The organism is Nonomuraea sp. 3N208, from assembly GCF_052245935.1.
Taxonomy (GTDB): Bacteria; Actinomycetota; Actinomycetes; order Streptosporangiales; family Streptosporangiaceae; genus Nonomuraea.
Window position 1 is genome coordinate 218350 of record NZ_JBQQBR010000003.1, and the last position, 18485, is coordinate 236834.

An 18485-nucleotide genomic window follows, 5' to 3' on the forward strand; every position below is an offset into this window, starting at 1 on the left:
ACGCCGGTGGTAGGAACCCACCAGTCCCCCGCGAACGGATCATCGAGCGGGGGCGGGTGCGGCGATGGGCGAGGGCTCGGCCCAGTCATCAGCATGGTCAGCGACCTTTGCGGTGCTGCAGCGCATCGGCCGCTCGCTCATGTTGCCCATCGCCGTACTGCCCGCCGCCGGCCTGCTCTTCCGCTTCGGCCAGGACGACCTCCTCGGCGCGAACGGCCTCGGCCGCGTGCTCCCCTGGCTGCTTCCCGTGGCGAAGGTGATGGCGGCCGCCGGCGGCGCCCTCTTCGAGAATCTGCCGCTGCTGTTCGCCGTGGGCGTGGCGATCGGCTTGGGTGGATCCGCAACGCAGCGAGGACATCCGCCCAAGCACACCGGGCGAAGCTCGACCAAAAGCGCTGTTCGCAAGTCCGACGGCACGACCGCGCTCGCCGCCGTCGTCGGCTACCTGGTTTTCGACCGCGTCACGAAGACGTTGTTCCTCGACGCGGGCGAAGGGGCCGTGTACGACAAGGTGCTGCTCGTCCTGCGGGACGGCACCCGTACGCTCAACGTGGGCGCCCAGAACCCGACCGGCGTCCTGGGCGGCATCGTCATCGGCATCACGGCCGCCCTGCTGTGGCGGCGCTTCTACCGGGTCAAACTGCCGTCGTGGCTGGCCTTCTTCGGGGGCCGCCGCTCGGTTCCCATCGTCACCGCCGTCGCCGCCCTGCTCCTGGGCGTGCTCTTCGGCCTGCTGTGGCGCCCGGTCGGCGACTGGCTGACCGCGGCAGGCGACTGGCTCTCGGCCCACGGCACCGCCGGCACCGGTATCTACGGCGTCGCCAACCGCCTGCTCATCCCCGTGGGTCTGCACCACTTCCTCAACACCATCGTCTGGTTCACGCTCCCGGAGTGCCACGCGGGCGTGAACGGCGCGATCCGCGACGCGGCCGGGGACCTGAACTGCTATTTCGCCGGTGAACAAGGCGCGGGCATCTTCATGACCGGTTTCTTCCCCGTCATGATGTTCGGCCTGCTGGGCGCGGCCATCGCCATCTGGCGGGCGGCCCTGCCCGACCGCCGCCGTCCGGTCGGGGGCATCATGTTGTCGGCCGGTCTGACGGCCTTCATCACCGGGATCACCGAGCCGCTGGAATTCGCCTTCATCCTCGTGGCGCCGGTGCTCTTCGCCGTGCACGCCGTACTGACGGGCCTGTCGATGGCGCTGATGGCCGAGCTGGGCGCCCGCCTGGGTTTCACGTTCTCGGGCGGCGCCATCGACCTGCTGCTGAACGCCAGCAAGTCGAACACCCACGGTCTGGGCTTGATCATCGCCTTCGGGATCGCCTACTTCATCATCTACTACGTGATCTTTTCCGTGCTCATCCGAGCGCTGAACCTGCCCACGCCCGGCCGCGAGGTTACGGGCGACTCATAGCGTCCGGCGACCCCGGCCCATAACCACGGTGAAGGGACCCAACTCGCCTATCACGTTCCTCGCCGGAACGCACAAAAGGGCACCAGGAAGGCACGAAAACCACGGAAGCTGGCGGCCCCCGTATATCCCGGCCGAGCCGAAAACTCCTATAGGCGATTCTTTCCGCCCAGGAATTTGGAGGACGCGTGTCGGCAGCACCACAGAACCCGCAGGTCGACGGAGCCCTGGCCCTGGACAGCCAGCCCCTGATATGGGGACCGCCGGGCGCCACGCCGGACGAGCGCAAGCTGCGCCACTTCGGACAGGCCCTGGCCGAGGTGCTCGCGGGCCGGCGTGCCCCCGAGACTCTGGCCGACCGGCTCACCTCCCGGGCCTACCGCGAGCTGCTCCAGGCAGGACAGATGATCCAGACGAGCCGCTCACCGTTCGCCGGGCGCATGCACGTGAAGGAACCCAGGGACGGCGCGGTCGAGATGTGCGTGCTCGTCCACGGCGGCGAGCGCAACCACGTCCTCGCCGTACGGCTGGAACGCCGCGGCGTCCACTGGCTGTGCACCGATTTCGAGACCGCGTAGCACAACGAAGACCCCCGCCTTCATGGCTGGTGAAGGCGGGGGTCCTGACGACTGGCCCGGATGATCAGGCCGCGTGCTTCGGGTCGCCGTGGCAGCGCTTGTACTTCTTGCCGGACCCGCACGGGCACGGCGCGTTGCGCTCCACGTTGCCGTACGCGGCCCGCTCCGCCTGAGTGGTGCGCACCTTGGTGTGCTCGACCCCTCCCTGCTCGCCGGGCGCGGTGTATTCGAGCTCGGCCGGCCGCTCAGGCCCGCGCAGCCCGCGCGCGATGATCGAACGGGTCTCGGCGATGACCGCGTCCTCTTCCTCCACGATCGGGTTTTCCTGCACCTCGACCTCGAGGTTGAACAGGAAGCCCACGGAGTCCTCCTTGATGCCCTCGAGCATCGCGGTGAACATCTCGTAGCCCTCGCGCTGGTATTCGATCTGCGGATCCTTCTGCGCGTAGGCCCGCATGCCGATGCCCTCGCGCAGGTAGTCCATCTCGTAGAGGTGCTCGCGCCACTTGCGGTCGAGGACGGACAGGATGACCCGGCGCTCGATGTCGCGCATGGTCTCCGGGCCGAACTCCGCCTCGCGCCGGTCGTACGCCTCCAGCGCGTCCTTCTTGATCTTCTCGCTGATGAGCTCGGCGGTCAGCTCCTCGCGGCCGCCGGCCTCCTCGACGAGGTCGTCGATCCGCACCGTGACCGGGTAGAGCTCCCCGAAGGCCTTCCACAGCTTGTCGAGGTCCCACTCCTCGGCGAAGCCCTCGGACGTGGCGCCCTGGACGTAGCCGTCGATCACGTTGCCGACGAAGCCCCGCACCTGCTCGTGCAGGTCGGCGCCCTCAAGCACGCGGTGGCGCTCGGCGTAGATGACCTTGCGCTGGCGGTTCATCACCTCGTCGTACTTCAGAACTTCCTTGCGGATCTCGAAGTTCTGCTGCTCGACCTGGTGCTGGGCGGAGGCGATGGCCTTGGAGACGATGCCGGACTCGATCGGCTGGTCGTCGGGGATCTGCAGCCGGGTCATGATGATCTCGACCTTGGCCGAGTTGAACAGGCGCATGAGGTCGTCGCCGAGCGACAGGTAGAAGCGCGACTCGCCGGGGTCGCCCTGACGGCCGGAGCGGCCGCGCAGCTGGTTGTCGATGCGGCGCGACTCGTGGCGCTCGGTGCCGAGGACGTAGAGGCCGCCCAGCTCGACGACCTCGTCGTGCTCGGCCTTGACCGCGGCCCTGGCCTTCTCCAGCGCCTCCGGGTAGGCCTTCTCGTACTCCTCCGGCGTCTCGACCGGGTCGAGCCCGCGCTGGCGCAGCTCGAGGTCGGCGCGGAACTCGGAGTTGCCGCCGAGCATGATGTCGGTGCCTCGACCGGCCATGTTGGTGGCGACCGTGATGGCGCCCTTGCGGCCCGCCTCGGCGATGATCGTCGCCTCACGCGCGTGGTTCTTCGCGTTGAGCACCTCGTGCGGCACGCCGCGGCGCTTGAGCGCCTTGGACAGCCGCTCGGACTTCGCCACCGAGGTCGTGCCCACGAGCACCGGCTGACCGGCCTCGTAACGCAGCTTGATGTCTTCGACCACCGCGTTGAACTTGGCGTCCTCGGACTTGTAGACCACGTCCGACTGGTCCTTGCGGATCATCGGCCGGTTGGTCGGGATGGGGACGACGCCCAGCTTGTAGGTCTGGTGGAACTCGTTGGCCTCGGTGGCGGCCGTACCGGTCATGCCGGCCAGCTTCTCGTAGAGGCGGAAGTAGTTTTGCAGGGTGACCGTGGCGAGCGTCTGGTTCTCGTCCTTGATCTTCACGGCCTCTTTGGCCTCGATGGCCTGGTGCATGCCCTCGTTGTAGCGGCGGCCGTGCAGAATGCGGCCGGTGAACTCGTCGACGATCAGGACCTCGCCGTCGGCGACGATGTAGTCCTTGTCCTTCTTGAACAGCTCCTTGGCCTTGAGCGCGTTGTTCAGGAAGCCGACGAGGTGGGTGTGCTCGGGCTTGTAGAGGTTGTCGATGCCGAGCCAGTCCTCGACCTTCTCGACGCCGGACTCCAGGATGCCGACCGTGCGCTTCTTCTCGTCGACGATGTAGTCGCCGGTGCTCTCCTCGCCCGGATTCTTCGCCTCCTTGCCCTTTACGAGCCGGGGGACGATCTTGGCGAACTCCTGGTACCACTTGCCGGACTGCTCGCCGGGACCCGAGATGATCAGCGGGGTCCTGGCCTCGTCGATCAGGATCGAGTCCACCTCGTCGACGATCGCGAAGAAGTGGCCGCGCTGCGCGCACTCGTCGAGCGACCAGGCCATGTTGTCGCGAAGGTAGTCGAAGCCGAACTCGTTGTTCGTGCCGTACGTGATGTCGGCCTGGTATTGCTTGCGGCGATCGTCGGGCTGCTGGCCGGAGACGATGCAGCCGACCTCGAGACCCAGGAAGCGGTGGATGCGGCCCATGGTCTCGGCGTCACGCTTGGCCAGGTAGTCGTTGACCGTGACGACGTGGACGCCCTTGCCGGTGATCGCGTTGAGATAGGAGGGCAACGTACAGGTCAGGGTCTTGCCCTCACCGGTCTTCATCTCGGAGATGTTGCCCATGTGGAGGTTGGCGCCGCCCATGATCTGCACGTCGTAGGGCCGCTGGCCGAGCACGCGGCGAGCCGCCTCGCGCACGGTCGCGAACGCCTCGGGAAGCAGATCGTCGAGCGTTTCGCCATCCGCATAGCGTTGCTTGAATTCGTCCGTCATCGCGCGCAACTCCGCGTCGGACAGGCTCGTGAAGTCGTCCTCGATGGAGTTGACCTGGTCTGCGATCCGCTTGAGCTTGCGCAGGATCTTGCCTTCGCCGGCACGTAGGATCTTGTCGAGAATGGCAGCCACTTTATGTAAAGCTCCTCGCAGGTCTACCCCGGCGGCGTCGCCAGGTGGAGAGGCCGAGACAAACTTCCCCGTTGCCATCGTAGGCGGTTCCGCAACCAGACACAGCCACCGTGCCGACGAGGGCGCGTTACGCGTCTGGGAGAATGGGGCCAAGGCAGAGGGTATGCCGGTTGAGCGCCGGCCCGCATCAATAGCGGCATAACCGGCAAAGGAAGGATTTGTCATGGTTGAGGGGAAGAAGTCGGAGCATACGGAGAATCTCGGCAGCCACGGCGGGCGCGCGTCATCGTGGCTGGCGGTGACGGTCATGCTGGTCGGATTCACCGTTGCCGGCTTCGGGCTGGTCGCCACCAGTTGGACGCTCATCTGGGTCGGCGCCGGAGTCTTCGTCGTGGGCGGCATCCTCGCTCTCGTCTTCGACATCTTCACCGATGTCGTGATCGACGCGCCTCGTGTGGGCATGCACGCCGAAGATCACCGCTGAACCGCACTTCACAGGCGGGCACTCGACCCCTCGGGCGCCCGCCTTTTGCGTTTCCCGCCCGGGCCGGGAGGGGCCGCACCCACACTCGGCGTTTTGTCGGTGCCCGGCGCTAGATTGCATCGCATGCATCGCCCTACCCCAAAGCAGCCATGACCGGTCCGACCGACCTGACGGCCGACGAGGCACGCCGGATCATCCTGCGCTCGCAAGGCCTGATCGGCGCCGACCCGCGCAAGGGCGGGGTGCACGCCATGCTGCGCAGGCTGGGCGCCGTCCAGCTCGACACGATCTCGGTGCTGGCCCGCTCCCACGAGCTGGTCGCGTACGCCCGCCTGGGTGCGGTGGGCAGGACCAAGGTCGAGCGCGCCTACTGGCACAACCCCGCCCAGAGCTTCGAATACTGGTGCCACGCAGCCTGCATCCTGCCCATCGAGCACTGGCCGCTCTACGCGTTCCGGCGCCGCGCCTACCGCGACAGGAAATTCCGCTGGCACGAGGTCCCCGACACCGTGGACAAGCTCCTGGAGCAGGTGCGCGAGTCGGGCCCGCTGATGACCTCCGACGTGGGCGGCGCCAAGAACGGCGGCCCCTGGTGGGACTGGTCGGACTCCAAGATCGGCCTGGAGTGGCTGCTGGACATCGGCGAGCTGGTCTGCAGCCGCCGCGTCGGCTGGCGCCGCGTCTACGACCTGGCCGAGCGCGTGGTCCCCGCCGACCTCCTCGCCGAGGACCTGACGGACGAGGAGTGCATCGTGCGCCTTGCCGCCGTCGCCGGCCGCTCGCTGGGCGTGGCCAACAGGACCGACCTGATCGACTTCCTGCGGCTCAAGGGCCGCTACGCGGCGATACTCGACGACGTGCTGCTCAGCGGCGCGGCGGGCCTGACGCCGGTGACCGTCGCGGGCTGGCCAGGCAAGAAGGGCCAGGCCAATGCGTGGGCGGATGCCGCGGCCCTGGAGTCCGAGCCGCGTGGCCGCCACCGCACGACGCTGGTGTCGCCCTTCGACTCGCTCATCTGGCACCGGGGACGCACCGAGCGGGTCTTCGGCTTCGCGTACACGCTGGAGCTCTATGTCCCCAAGCACAAGAGGGTCCACGGCTACTTCACGATGCCGGTGCTGGCGGGCGGCCGCCTGATCGGCCGCGTCGACCCAGCCCGCGAAGGCACCACCCTGGTGGCCAGGAATATCAGCCTTGAGCCCGGTCTGTCCCCCGCCAAGTGGGCCGACGCGTTAGCCGACGCCCTATGGTCAGCGGCCGAGTGGGTGGGCTGCGACGCGATCCGCGTCGAACGCGCCGACCCGCCAGAGCTCGTGCCGATGCTGGAACGACCAGCACGGTGAAGTGGGCACTGTCCCGAGATCGAAAGCGCTGCGCCCATAACCCGCTGGACGATCCAGCGGGTTACGACCTCGCTAAGTGATCTCCAGCATGCGCTCCCGCACGGCGTACACCACGGCCTCCATGCGCGAGTGCAGCTGCAGCTTGTCGAGAATGTTGCGCACGTGGTTCTTCACGGTGTTCTCGGAGATGAACAGCTGCTTGGCGATCTCACGGTTGTTCATGCCCTTGGCCACCAGCCGCAGGACCTCCATCTCTCGGTCCGTCAGCCGGGGAACGGGCAGCTGGGGCGGGCGCTCGGACTCCTTGCGGCTCATGTTCTGGAACTCGCTGATGAGCTTGGCCGCCATCGCCGGGTTGATTAACGACTGGCCCTCGTGCACGCCGCGCACCGCGGCGGGGACGTCGTTGATCTGGACGTCCTTGAGCAGGTAGCCGGTCGCTCCTGCCTTGATGGCCTCGAAGAGGTCTTCTTCCTCGTCGCTCACCGTCAGCATGATGATGCGGGTGCTCGGGACGGAGGCTTTGATGCCCTTCGCCGCCTCGATCCCGTCCTGCCGTGGCATGCGCACGTCCATGAGCGCGACATCAGGCATGAGGCGATCGGCGAGTTCGACCGCCTCCTGCCCGTCGCTCGCCTCACCGACCACCTCGATGTCGGGTTCAGCGGCTAGCGCCAGCGCCAGGCTTCGCCTGATCAGCTCGTGATCGTCAACGATCAGCACGCGGATCGGCTCGCTCGCTGACGTGCGAGCCTCGCCTGACTCAGTCACGAGGCCTCCTTGATCCGCCTCGCACCTGCACTTCGCTCGCTCGTCCGAACCTGACTGGGCTCGCTCACGTCTCCTCCTCGTCGGGGGGCCAGAGCCGTTGAACCGCCATGATGGCATGTAACCAGCGGTTCTCGGGTGGTCGAGAAGATCTTTTAGCGCGCGATCAGGGCTCTATGAGCCGCAACACGCCGTAGTTGTACCCGCGTCTGTTGTAGACGACGCTCGGCTGGCCGCTCTCCTTGTCGCGGAACAGGTAGAAGTCGTGCCCGACGAGCTCCATCTCGAGCAGAGCCTGATCGATGGTCATGGGCTCCGCTTTGTGGAACTTCTCCCGCACGACGAGAGGCCCCTCGCCGTCCATCTCGATCGGGACGATGTCGTCGTAGAGCTTGTCGCTGCGCTCCTGCAGCTCGTCCTCGCTGGGCTCGGCCTGCCCGGGGACGATGGCCTCCTTCCGCGGTGCCAGGCCTGCGGCCTCGGGGAGCGTCGCGGTGATCTCCGCCACAGAAGGCGGGCAGTGGCTGCCGTGATGGACCTTGCGCCGGTCGGCCAGCCGCCTGAGGCGGCCTTCCAGCTTGTCGAGGGCGATGTCGAGGGCTACGAATCGGTCGTCGGCCGAGGCCTCGGCGCGAATGGCCGGTCCTCGGGAGTGAATGGTGAGCTCGACGCGCTCGCGCTGATCGGCAAGGCGCGGATTGCGTTCTTTCGACACCTCCACATCGACTCGGATGAGTTTGTTGTCCAGACGTTCGATCCTGGCCAGCTTGGTCGTCACGTGGTCGCGGAACCGATCACTCACTCCGGTGTGCCGGCCCTTGACGATGATGTCCATGCAACAGCCCCCCTTTCGGTCTAACGACTGAGCAAGAGCGCCCGACTAGGTGCCTGCCGGGCGGGGTCTGCTGTCTGCCTTTCTGTCACCGTTACCCTCTTCCGACGCACGGTCACCGGGAACTCGGGCGGCACCCGTCCGGCCGACCTGGTCTTCGACCCCACATCCGCCTGCTGAGGATTTCGCAGCTCTATTGCCACTACTGCCCTTCTCTTCTGGCGAGGGGTATCTGACCCCTCGGGAAGGCAGGACTTACCCCTAAGCCGCACCGTGATCGGTCGACAAAGAGTCGCCTTACGTGGACCGTTTTGCCTGCGGCTGGCATCGGCTAGCAGAGCCGGGAGCCCCGACCCTGCGCAACCACGGACCCGAACGGGTGCCATGTCAGAACGCTATCCGCATCCAGGGCGAATGTCAGCCGGAGGATCTGCCAAAGGATCACTTTCCGTGATTTTCGCGGGCTCCGCGAGTCCTGTTTGATACCCCATTGAACCGATCGGCAACCCTTATGAGGACGGGCCTCCCTCCCGCCGAGCTGCCCCGCCACATCCCCGGAGGAAGTGACATGTGACTTCCCGGTAAGAGTCTTGATTTGGATCTTTCTTTACTGACCGTAACGGTAATGCTTTTCAAGATCTTCGGCGTGTCGCGGCGACAGTCACGGCCAGGGGCACACTCACACCAGCCGACCGCAGGGCTCTTGCGGCCTCCACGAGCGTGGCGCCGGTCGTGACAATGTCGTCCACGAGCAGCACACAGGCCGCTGGAGGCCCTTTCGCGGTGGGAGTGACCCGAAGCGACCCGGCGAGGTTGGCGGCCCTCTCCGGCGAGCTCAGGCGCGCCTGGTCCACCACCCGCCGCGCCTGGCTCAGCGCCGCCCACGGCACCGCCGGGAGGCCGAACGCCCGCAGCCTGCGCACCGCCAGCTCTGCCAGCCGGCCAACCGGGTCGTGCCCTCTGGCGCTGAGGCTCGCCCGTCCGCTGGGCACCGGCACGACGGCGAACCCCCCTTCCGCCCACGGCCCACCGGTGCGGCCGATGGCCGTGAGGGCGGTGAAGGCCAGGGCCTCCGCCAGCACACCCGCCAGCGCCACCGCGCCCCGCTCCTTGTACGCCACGATCGCCTTGCGCACCGCCCCCTCGTATGGGCTCGCCGACCAGCAGTCCGGCGTGCCGGGCAGCCGCGGCCTGGGCAGGCGCCGTGCCGGTCGGGCGGTCAGCTCGGCCAGGCAGCGGCCGCAACAACGCGCTCCCTTGGCACCGCAGCCGGCGCAGGTCTGCGGAAGGATCAGATCGAGTACGACGCTCAGCACGCGGCCCAGCATGCCGTCCACCACCGACGATTCCCGCCCACCGTCCCCGTCACCATCAACCACCGCGTGGCCACCGGCCAGGGACGCCCGCCAAGGGCTCTGGCCTCAGCCCAAGGGGAACAGCGGGGTCTCGACGTCGGAGTCGATCTTCGAGGTCCAGCTCTGGTCCTCGTTGAGCTCCAGGAGCTTGGACCCCTGCCCCTTCTCCGGCTCGGACTCCGCCAGAACCCGCTCGTTCCGCGCCGCCAACGCCTGGAGCGGATCCTTCAGCGGAATCTCGACGATGTCCCCTTCGCCGATGTCGATCTCGTTCAGTATCTGCCCGGCCTTGGTCTTGAACAGCACGAGCAGGTGCTCGTCGTCCCGCCACGCGATATCCCGGATCTCGTCTCCCGCCTCGGTCGTCGTCAGAGACCGGAAGTTGTCCAGCTTGAGCCCGCCCATGACCGTCAACGCGCCGATCCAGACGGTGTTCTTGCCGGTCGTCACCACCACCCGCACCCCGTCCCTGGCGATGCGCAGGCGGGTGACGTCCAGTTTCTCCACCCCGGGCGCGGACACCGTCTCGGGCCCACTCTTGCCGGCAGGGTCGTACCGCAGCGCGGCCCTGTTCTTGCGGTCGAATGTCCACAACGACCCGTCCCGGTGCCACGACGGCGGGGTCAGGTCGGTGCCCTGGATGACCTCCTGCCACTGCCCCTCCTGCGCGAGAGGGGCCACGGAGATGCCGGTGGAGGTCGTGGCGGCGACGTACGCGCCCTTCTTGGATATGGCGAAGTCGGAGTAGCCCTGGCGCTGCTGGCCGCCCGGACCCGCCACGGCGCCGCCCGGCCCGTCCTTCGTCATGTAGTGGACGGCACCCTTGCTGACGTAGTAGGCGCTGTCGCCGGTGTTGTCCAGCCAGCGCTGGTCGTCGGTGTTGGGGTGGTAGCTCGTGTACGGCTCCCCGTCCACCAGCACCGAAATGCTGCGGCCCTTGGCGATGTCGTTGTTGTTGAGGCTGTACCTGATCTGCGCCATGAGGGCGTCCTCGCCACTCAGGTCCAGGAGGTCCAGCGGGCCTGACAGGTTGATAACCACGCTCTCGTCCTCGGCCGACCTCACCGACTGGACCTTGGCGCCGAGCGGGAAGGCCGTGGTCGCCGCGCCTGCCAGGGGTCCGCTCGGCTGCTTCAGCAGGCGCTCGAGTATGACCTTCGCGTACGTCTCCGCCGGCTTGAGCCGCAGGCGCACGTTGTCCACGACGAGCCTGTCCTGCGTGCTGCCGTTGAGGTAGTAGAGCTTGGTCGGCCGGTACGCGCGTTCCACGTCCGACCTGGTGAGGATGAGCCCGTCGGGCAGGCTACTGACCCGGTAGCCGCCTCCCTCGACCTCGACCAGATCCAAGGGCCTCTCCCAGTTCCCGGCCTGCGGCACGTAGGTGTCGTCCTCTTCGATAAGAGCCACCTGCTTGGCCTTGAGCGTGACCCGCTGCACGGACGCGGCGTCGTCCTGCTCGGGCAGGTCGAACAGCAACTGGTCGTCGAGCACCGTCACCGCCCCCGAGGGGGTCCAGCCTTTCAGTGCTCCGGCGGTCAGGTATTGGGGCAGGACCGTCGGGTCGTCGGCGTAGGCGGCCATGGCGGCCTGCAGGCCCCTGACGGTCTGCTCGAGACCCCAGCCGGGCTGCGGCGAGGTGGCGATCATGCGCTGGAACGGCTTGGTCAGCGGGTCGGCGCCGGCCGCCTCGTTCATGGTGTACGGGCCGCTCACCGGGATCACGGTGCAGCCGGAGCCCGCGCAGGCCACGGCGGCCGCGAGCATCACGACCACCGAGAGCCGCCTAATCCTCGTCATGGGCGTCTCCCGAAGCAGGCAGCAGCACGGGCGTCATGGCCCCGCGCCAGGTGCGCCGCATCTCGATCTCCGGCGGAACCAGCGACAGCGGCGAGCCCTTCAGCCCGGCCCCGGCCATCCTGGGCAGCGTCAGCCTGAACTGCGAGCCCTCGCCCGGCTGCCCCCAAGCCTGCAGCCAGCCGCCGTGCAGGGTGGCGTCCTCGCGGGAGATTGCCAGCCCGAGGCCGGTGCCGCCGATGGTCCGCGCCCGCGACGGATCGGCCCGCCAGAACCGGTCGAAGACCATGGTGTCCTCGCCCGGCTTCAGCCCGATCCCGTGGTCGCGTACGGCGACGGCCACGGCGTCCCGGTCGGCGCCCACGGTGACCACGATCTCCCTGCCCTCGCCGTGCTCGATGGCGTTGAACAGCAGGTTGCGCAGGATCCGCTCGACCCTGCGGTTGTCGATCTCCGCCATGCAGGGCTCGGCGGGCAGCCGTAGGTCGAAGCGGGTGCCGTGGCGCTCGGCCAGCGCCTCGGAGTCCTCGATCGCGCGCAGCACCACCTGGCGCACGTCCACGGAGTCGAGGTCGAGCGTGGCGGCGCCGGCGTCGTAGCGGCTGATCTCCAGCAGGTCGGCCAGCATCGACTCGAACCGCTCCAGCTGCGCCTGCATGAGCTCGGCCGAGCGGGCGGCCATCGGGTCGAAGTCCTCGCGGGCGTCGTACAGCAGGTCGGCGGCCATGCGGACGGTCGTCAGCGGGGTGCGCAGCTCGTGCGAGACGTCCGAGACGAACTGCCGCTGGACCTGCGACAGCTCCTCCAACTGGTGGATCTTGAGCGCCAGGTTGGCGGCCATCTCGTTGAACGAGTTCGCCAGCCGGGCGAGGTCGTCCTCGCCGCGCACCTTGAGCCGCTCGTCGAGTTTGCCGGAGGCCAGGCGTTCTGCGGCCTGCCGGGCGAGCCGTACCGGGGTGACGACCTGACGGGCGACCAGGTAGGCGATGGCGGCCAGCAGCAGCACGAGCCCGAGGCCCACCACGACGATGGCCAGCCGGACGTTGGACAGCAGTTCCTCTTCCTCGTCGAGCGGGAAGAAGTGGTAGACCTCGTAGTTGTCGCCGGTGTAGGAGTGCACGACGCCGCCGACCACGTACGTCAGCCTGGGCTGGGTCTGGCCGTTGAAGAGGATCCGCTCGATGGAGCCGACGGTCTTGCCGTACTCCAGCTTCTCCACGTTGCGCCGCAAGCCGGCGCTGAGGCTGCGCGGCACGTTGGCGGGCACGACGGTGCCCGAGGCGCGGGACTTGCCCGGGCTGGCCTCGTTGAGTATCAGCACGTCGTAGCGCTTCTTGGAGCTGTCGTCGCCGGAACCGGTCACGGTGTCCATGACGTCGTCGAGCGGGTTGGCCGACGTCTTGCCGCCGTCGGCCGCCTTGGCCGCCTGGTCGTCCAGCTCAGGGGCAAGCGCGTCGGCGATCTGCAGGCGGTCGGCGATCGCCTCGCTGACGGAGGACTGGGTCCTGCTGTCGATGACCGACTTGTTGATCTGAGTGGACAGGAACACACCCAGCACGACCACCACGACCACGGAGATCACCAGCGTGCTGGTGACCACCTGAAGCTGGAGCGAGCGCCGCCAGACGCGGCGCGCCCTGCCGGCCGCACGGCGCACCCGCCGGCGCACTCCGCCGAGAATCTGGCGGAGTGTCCGTCGGCGGGACCTCTTCTGCTTCGTCGGGGGCATGGCAGGGGGCGGCGAAGGTCAGGCGGGGCCGGCTTTGTAGCCCACGCCGCGGACCGTGACCACGATTTCGGGGTGCTCGGGGTCCTTCTCGATCTTGGCCCGAAGCCGCTGGACGTGCACGTTGACCAGCCGCGTGTCGGCCGCGTGCCGGTAGCCCCAGACCTGCTCGAGCAGGACCTCGCGGGTGAACACCTGGCGCGGCTTGCGGGCCAGCGCGACGAGCAGGTCGAACTCGAGCGGCGTGAGGTTGATGGTCTCCTCGCTCCGCTTGACCGAGTGACCGGCCACGTCGATGGTGATGTCGCCGATCTGCAGGATCTCGGGGGTCGGCTCGTCGGTGCGGCGAAGCCTCGCCCGCACCCGCGCGACCAGTTCCTTCGGCTTGAACGGCTTGACGATGTAGTCGTCGGCGCCGGACTCCAGGCCCAGCACGACGTCGATCGTGTCGCTCTTCGCCGTGAGCATGACGATCGGAACCCCCGACTCAGCCCTGATCCTGCGCGCGACGTCGATGCCGTCCGCTCCGGGCAGCATCAGGTCAAGCAGGACCAGGTCCGGGCGTGTATCCCGGAACGCGTCGAGGGCCTTGTCGCCGTCTGAGACAAAGGATGGTTCGAAGCCCTCTCCCCGCAGCACGATCCCCAGCATCTCGGCGAGAGCGGCGTCGTCGTCGACGACCAGCACGCGACCTTTCATGGCCCCTCATTCGTTCTACGCATTGTGGGACATACCCGCACGATCGCTGAAGGTTACCCTTGGTCGGCCTATGAGTGTGACCTGAGACCCACAAAAGGCGAATTTTAGGCCCGCCCCGCGACCGCAATCTCAGTCTGCGGTAACCGAGCAACTTTCGGCCATCCCTGGACGTGAACCTTGCCCCGATTCGCCCGAGAATGCGGGCAAGATGAGGCGGCGAATCGCTTCCGTGACACCAATGCCCCGTTCAGCGTGCCAGGATTGGGATATGTCAGACGGTCACGGTCCCACGCCCGAGACGCCATCAGGCTGGTCGGCCGAACAGCCCCCGCCGTACAGCGCCCCGCCGGCCTCCCCGTGGACCGCCCCGGGGGCACCGCAGCAGGTTCAATACGGGCAGCCGTACGGAGAGCAACCCACTTACGGACCTGGGCCCCAAACACCATATCCGCCCCAGCCGCAACCCGGGCACGGCTACATGCCGCCCCCGCCGGCGCTGCGGCCGGGCATCATCCCCCTGCGCCCGCTCGGCCTCGGCGACATCCTCGACGGCACGATCAAGTTCATCCGGTCCAACCCGAAGTCGGTGCTCGGCCTCTCGGCCATCGCCGCCCTGCTCGTCGCCGTGCCCCTGGCCATCGGCCAGGCGTTCGTGCTCAACACCATGGGCAGCGCGCTGGCCGACCCCACGACTTCACCCGACGAGCTCACCAGCGTTTACGGCGTCGCCGCCCAATATGGCGGCTCGCTGATCTCGTACGCCGTCCAATTCGTCGTGGTCACCCTGCTGACCGGTGTGCTGACCCGCATACTCGGCCGGGCCGTCTTCGGCGGCAACCTCACGGCCGGCCAGGCATGGCAGCTCGTCAAGGGCCGGATCCCGGCGTTGTTCGGCGTCGTGGGGCTGATGGCCCTCATCATGTTGGTGCCGCTGGTGCTCTTCGTGCTGCTCTTCGTGCTGCTCATGATGGCGATCGAGGGGAACGCCTCCAGCGGCCAGGTCATCGGCTTGGCGCTCGGGCTGACCGTCCTGTTCGTCATCGCGTACTTCGCCTGCTACATCTTCATCAGGACCCGCTTCGCGTTCGCCTCGCCGATCGTGGTCCTGGAGGGCAAGGGCCCGATCGAGGCCATGCGCCGCTCGTGGCGCCTGGTCACCGGCGACTTCTGGCGGGTGTTGGGCATCCTGCTGCTCACCTCCCTGCTCGTCGGCCTCGTGGCGTTGGTCGTGTCGGTGCCCTTCACGCTCGCGGGCACGTTGTTCGGCATGCTCGGCACCGGCTCGGCGGCCAACGCCGTCGTGTCCGCCGTGCTGATCGCGGTCGGCGCCACGCTCAGCGCGATGTTCACCTATCCCTTCGAGGCAGGGGTGGCGGGCCTGCTCTACGCCGACCGGCGCATGCGCAGCGAGGCGTTCGACCTGGTGCTGCAGACGGCGGCCATCGAGCAGCAGCGGCAGGGTTGGGTGCATGGTTCGGCCGACGAGCTCTGGCATCCGTCCAACTCCGCCAGGCCGTGAGCCCGATCGACAGGGAGGAGGCCGCGCGCCGGGCCGCGGCGGAGCTCCTCAAGCCTGACTACGAAAAAGAATCCTTGGTCGACCTGCTCTACCGGCGCTTCACCCAGTTCCTGGGCGACCTGGTCGACGCGGCCACGGGCGGCGGGCCGGTGGGCGGGATCATCGCGGCCATGATGATCGTCCTCATCATCGTGGGCCTGATCGTGTTGATCTCCTGGCGGCTCCGCAAGACCGCGCGCAAGAACGCGCTCACCGGTGGCGGGCTCTTCGGGGATCGGGCGATGACCGCGGCCGAGCACCGGCAGGCCGCCGAACGGCTCGCCGGCGAAGGGCGCTGGGGCGAGGCCATCCAGGAACGCCTCCGGGCCATCGCCCGCGACCTGGAGGAACGGGCGCTGGTGGACGGCATGCCGGGACGCACGGCCGACGAGCTGGCCGCGGAGGCGGCGGCGGCGCTGCCGGGGTTCGCGACGCAGCTGGCGGCGGCGGCCCGCTCGTTCGACGACGTCACGTACGGCGGCGTGCCCGGGACCCGCGGGGCCTACGCGTCCATGGCTCTCCTCGACGACCACCTCCGCCAGGCCCGCCCCGCCCCGCTGACCGCCACGGCCGAGGCACGCGTTCCGGCCGGCGTCGGTGCTGCCGCCGGCACGGGCACTCCGCCCGGCGTCGGCGTTCCCCCCGGCCTGGCCCCGGGCCCCGGCCCCGCAGCGCCGATCGGGGGCCAGCCGGGACGCCCCACCGGTGGTCAGGACAGCGCGCCACCGGCGAGCCCGGCCGCAGGGCCGGTTGAAGGCCCGGATGGCGGTCCGCCCGTGGAGTCGCCAGAAGAGCCACCGGGTGGGCGGCTGAAGGACGCATCCGGCCGGACCGGCGAGTGGCCCTCCGGCGAGGCCGGGGAAGGGCGGGCGCCCGAGTCCGGTGGAGGGCGGTCGTGAGCGTGATCATGCATCCGACGTCGGCGCCCGGTGGCCCGCAGACCGGCGCCGCGCCCGGCGGGTCAGAGCCCACCTCCCCCACCGCCCGCTCCATCTGGACCGCCGGCCGCATGATCGTGCTGCTCGGCGCCCTTCTCGTCCTGGCAGCGGTGATAGGGGTCCTGATCACCCCGTCCCAGGGCCCGTCCCGCCGCCTCGACCCCGCGGACACCTCCGTGGCCGGTTCCAAGGCGCTGGCCGAGCTCCTGCGCTCCCGCGGCGTCCAGGTGGACAGGGTGGACTCCGTGCAGGCGGCGGCCGACATGACGGCAAGGGGCGGCAACCGCCTGCTCCTGATCACGGACACGACGTACTTCGACGAATCCGCCCTGTCCAGGATCCCGGGCGACCGCCTGATCGTCGGCGACGTCTTCGGGCTCCAGTCCCTCGCCCCCGGTGTCCGCACCCGCCCGGAAGCGGCCCGCACCCGCTCCCGCGAGCCCCAGTGCCAGCTGCCCGCGGCCAAGCTGGCGGGCAGCGCGTACATGGGCGGCGTGTTGTTCAACGCCCCGCCCGGCGGCACCGGCTGCTACCCGGCGTCCGGCGGCGGACACACGCTGGTCAGCTACCCGAACGCGGGCGGCGTCACGACGGTCGTCGGCGACGGCTCGTTCATGACGAACCTGCGGCTGGCCGAGGACGGCAACGCGGCGCTCGCCCTCAACCTGATCGGCACCGGCCGCCCCGTCACCTGGCTGATCCGCCCGGAGCGCCCACCGTCGATGGAGCTGCCCGGCGAGCTCGGCCAGTCGATGTACGACCTGATGCCCGACAACATCCGCTGGACCATCTACATGGTGATCATCGCCGTGGCCGTCACCGCGCTCTGGCGGGGCAGGCGCCTGGGCCCGGTGGTGGCCGAGCGGCTGCCGGTCATCGTACGGGCGGCCGAGACGGTCGAGGGCCGTGGCCGCCTCTACCGGGCCAGACGCGCCAGGCAACGCGCCGCCGACTCGCTGCGCGCGGGCACGATCGACCGCCTGACCCCCAGGCTGGGCCTCACCTCCGGCGCGGGCCCGCAGGAGGTCGTCGCGGCGCTCGCCACCCGTGCCCGGCAGGACTCCCACCAGGTCGGCGCGGCACTGTACGGACCACCCCCGGCTGACGACGCCGCCCTCGTCGCCCTGGCCGGATACTTGGACTTCATCGAAAGGCAGGTCAGTGAACTCTGAGGAGACTTTCCGCGTGACGACGTCGGCCGACGCCGCCAGGGACGCGCTCGCCGCGCTGCGGGCCGAGGTGTCCAAGGCCGTGGTGGGGCAGGACGCGGTGGTGACAGGGCTGGTCATCGCGTTGCTGTGCAAGGGGCACGTGCTGCTCGAAGGCGTGCCCGGCGTGGCCAAGACGTTGATGGTGCGTACGCTGTCGGCGGCGTTGTCCTTGGACTTCAAGCGGGTGCAGTTCACGCCCGACCTGATGCCGGGCGACGTGACCGGGTCGTTGATCTACGACGCGAAGACCGCGGAGTTCGAGTTCCGCGAGGGACCGGTGTTCACGAATCTGCTGCTGGCCGACGAGATCAACCGCACCCCGCCGAAGACGCAGGCGGCGCTGCTGGAGGCGATGGAGGAGCGGCAGGTCAGCGTGGAGGGCTCGGCCAGGCTCCTGCCCGACCCGTTCGTGGTGTGCGCGACCCAAAACCCGGTCGAGTACGAGGGCACGTACCAGCTTCCCGAGGCCCAGCTCGACCGGTTCCTGCTCAAGCTGACCGTGCCGCTGCCGCCGCGCGAGCAGGAGATCATGGTGCTGGAGCGGCACGCCGGCGGTTTCGATCCCCGTGACCTGTCGGGCGTCAAGGCGGTCGCGTCGGCCGAGGACCTGGCGGCGGGGCGTGAGGCTGCCGCGAAGGTGCACGTGGCGCCCGCGGTGCTCGGTTACATCGTGGACGTGGCCCGCGCCACCAGGAACTCCCCGTCGCTGCAGCTGGGCGTCTCCCCCCGTGGGGCGACGGCGCTGCTGGCCGCCGCGCGGGCTTGGGCGTGGTTGTCCGGCCGCCCGTACGTCACGCCCGACGACGTGAAGGCGCTGGCCAGGCCCGCGCTGCGGCACCGCGTGCAGCTCAGGCCGGAGGCCGAGCTGGAGGGCGCGACCGCGGACGGCCTGCTCGACGGCATCCTGGCCTCGGTCCCGGTCCCGCGCTGA

15 protein-coding genes are annotated in these 18485 nt (G+C 68.9%); 8 read left to right on the plus strand and 7 right to left on the minus strand.

Going from position 1 to position 18485, the window contains the following annotated elements; all coding sequences use genetic code 11:
• Positions 1 to 64 precede the first annotated feature (64 nt).
• Together ACTWPT_RS05490 and ACTWPT_RS05495 are read left to right on the plus strand one after the other, a co-directional pair.
• The gene (locus tag ACTWPT_RS05490; RefSeq protein WP_443176133.1) at positions 65 to 1417 is read left to right on the plus strand and encodes a PTS transporter subunit EIIC; all 1353 of its coding nucleotides are present in this window, start codon (positions 65 to 67) and stop codon (positions 1415 to 1417) included.
• Positions 1418 to 1602: 185 nt separating this feature from the next.
• Complete coding sequence (locus tag ACTWPT_RS05495; RefSeq protein WP_443176134.1) at positions 1603 to 1992, plus strand: Rv3235 family protein; 390 nt, start codon at positions 1603 to 1605, stop codon at positions 1990 to 1992.
• A gap of 64 nt (positions 1993 to 2056) precedes the next feature.
• Here the strand turns inward: ACTWPT_RS05495 and secA are convergent, their stop codons facing one another.
• Positions 2057 to 4846 (minus strand): preprotein translocase subunit SecA, encoded by a 2790-nt coding sequence (secA, locus tag ACTWPT_RS05500; RefSeq protein ID WP_443176135.1) that lies wholly within the window; start codon positions 4844 to 4846, stop codon positions 2057 to 2059.
• Positions 4847 to 5069: 223 nt separating this feature from the next.
• Here secA and ACTWPT_RS05505 point away from each other — a divergent pair, with 223 nt between their 5' ends.
• Together ACTWPT_RS05505 and ACTWPT_RS05510 are read left to right on the plus strand one after the other, a co-directional pair.
• Positions 5070 to 5330, plus strand: a complete 261-nt coding sequence (locus ACTWPT_RS05505; RefSeq protein WP_443176136.1) for an HGxxPAAW family protein — start codon at positions 5070 to 5072, stop codon at positions 5328 to 5330.
• Between the two features lie 149 nt (positions 5331 to 5479).
• Complete coding sequence (locus tag ACTWPT_RS05510) at positions 5480 to 6673, plus strand: winged helix-turn-helix domain-containing protein (RefSeq protein WP_443176137.1); 1194 nt, start codon at positions 5480 to 5482, stop codon at positions 6671 to 6673.
• 72 nt (positions 6674 to 6745) lie between these two features.
• On the opposite strand, the gene ACTWPT_RS05515 is transcribed toward ACTWPT_RS05510, so the two are convergent.
• The 6 genes from ACTWPT_RS05515 to mtrA form a co-directional block, all read right to left on the minus strand.
• Positions 6746 to 7444 carry a response regulator gene (locus ACTWPT_RS05515; protein WP_127939903.1) on the minus strand — a complete coding sequence of 233 codons (699 nt, stop codon included), beginning with the start codon at positions 7442 to 7444 and terminating at the stop codon, positions 6746 to 6748.
• 163 nt (positions 7445 to 7607) lie between these two features.
• Complete coding sequence (gene hpf, locus ACTWPT_RS05520) at positions 7608 to 8276, minus strand: ribosome hibernation-promoting factor, HPF/YfiA family (protein WP_443176138.1); 669 nt, start codon at positions 8274 to 8276, stop codon at positions 7608 to 7610.
• A gap of 629 nt (positions 8277 to 8905) precedes the next feature.
• Complete coding sequence (locus tag ACTWPT_RS05525) at positions 8906 to 9652, minus strand: ComF family protein (RefSeq protein WP_443176139.1); 747 nt, start codon at positions 9650 to 9652, stop codon at positions 8906 to 8908.
• A gap of 42 nt (positions 9653 to 9694) precedes the next feature.
• Entirely contained in the window at positions 9695 to 11425 is a 1731-nt protein-coding gene (locus tag ACTWPT_RS05530; RefSeq protein WP_443176140.1) for an LpqB family beta-propeller domain-containing protein, read from the minus strand.
• Positions 11412 to 13151, minus strand: coding sequence for an MtrAB system histidine kinase MtrB (gene mtrB / locus ACTWPT_RS05535; protein ID WP_443176141.1), 1740 nt, complete (start codon positions 13149 to 13151; stop codon positions 11412 to 11414). The genes ACTWPT_RS05530 and mtrB overlap by 14 nt, the downstream gene beginning before the upstream one ends.
• Positions 13152 to 13169: 18 nt before the next feature.
• Positions 13170 to 13847 (minus strand): MtrAB system response regulator MtrA, encoded by a 678-nt coding sequence (gene mtrA / locus ACTWPT_RS05540; RefSeq protein WP_026213951.1) that lies wholly within the window; start codon positions 13845 to 13847, stop codon positions 13170 to 13172.
• A 478-nt stretch (positions 13848 to 14325) separates the two neighbouring features.
• Between mtrA and ACTWPT_RS05545 the strand changes: the two genes are divergently transcribed.
• From ACTWPT_RS05545 to ACTWPT_RS05560, 4 genes are read left to right on the plus strand one after another with little or no spacing between them, the layout of a single operon-like run.
• Positions 14326 to 15366, plus strand: coding sequence for a glycerophosphoryl diester phosphodiesterase membrane domain-containing protein (locus tag ACTWPT_RS05545; protein WP_443176142.1), 1041 nt, complete (start codon positions 14326 to 14328; stop codon positions 15364 to 15366).
• A complete protein-coding gene (locus ACTWPT_RS05550) occupies positions 15363 to 16304 on the plus strand; it encodes a DUF4129 domain-containing protein (RefSeq protein WP_443176143.1) in 942 nt (313 codons plus the stop codon). The genes ACTWPT_RS05545 and ACTWPT_RS05550 overlap by 4 nt, the downstream gene beginning before the upstream one ends.
• Positions 16301 to 17515: a DUF4350 domain-containing protein gene (locus ACTWPT_RS05555; RefSeq protein ID WP_443176144.1), complete on the plus strand. Its 1215-nt coding sequence runs from the start codon at positions 16301 to 16303 to the stop codon at positions 17513 to 17515. Before ACTWPT_RS05550 ends, ACTWPT_RS05555 begins: the two co-directional genes overlap by 4 nt.
• A 13-nt stretch (positions 17516 to 17528) precedes the next feature.
• Positions 17529 to 18485: an AAA family ATPase gene (locus tag ACTWPT_RS05560; protein ID WP_443176145.1), complete on the plus strand. Its 957-nt coding sequence runs from the start codon at positions 17529 to 17531 to the stop codon at positions 18483 to 18485.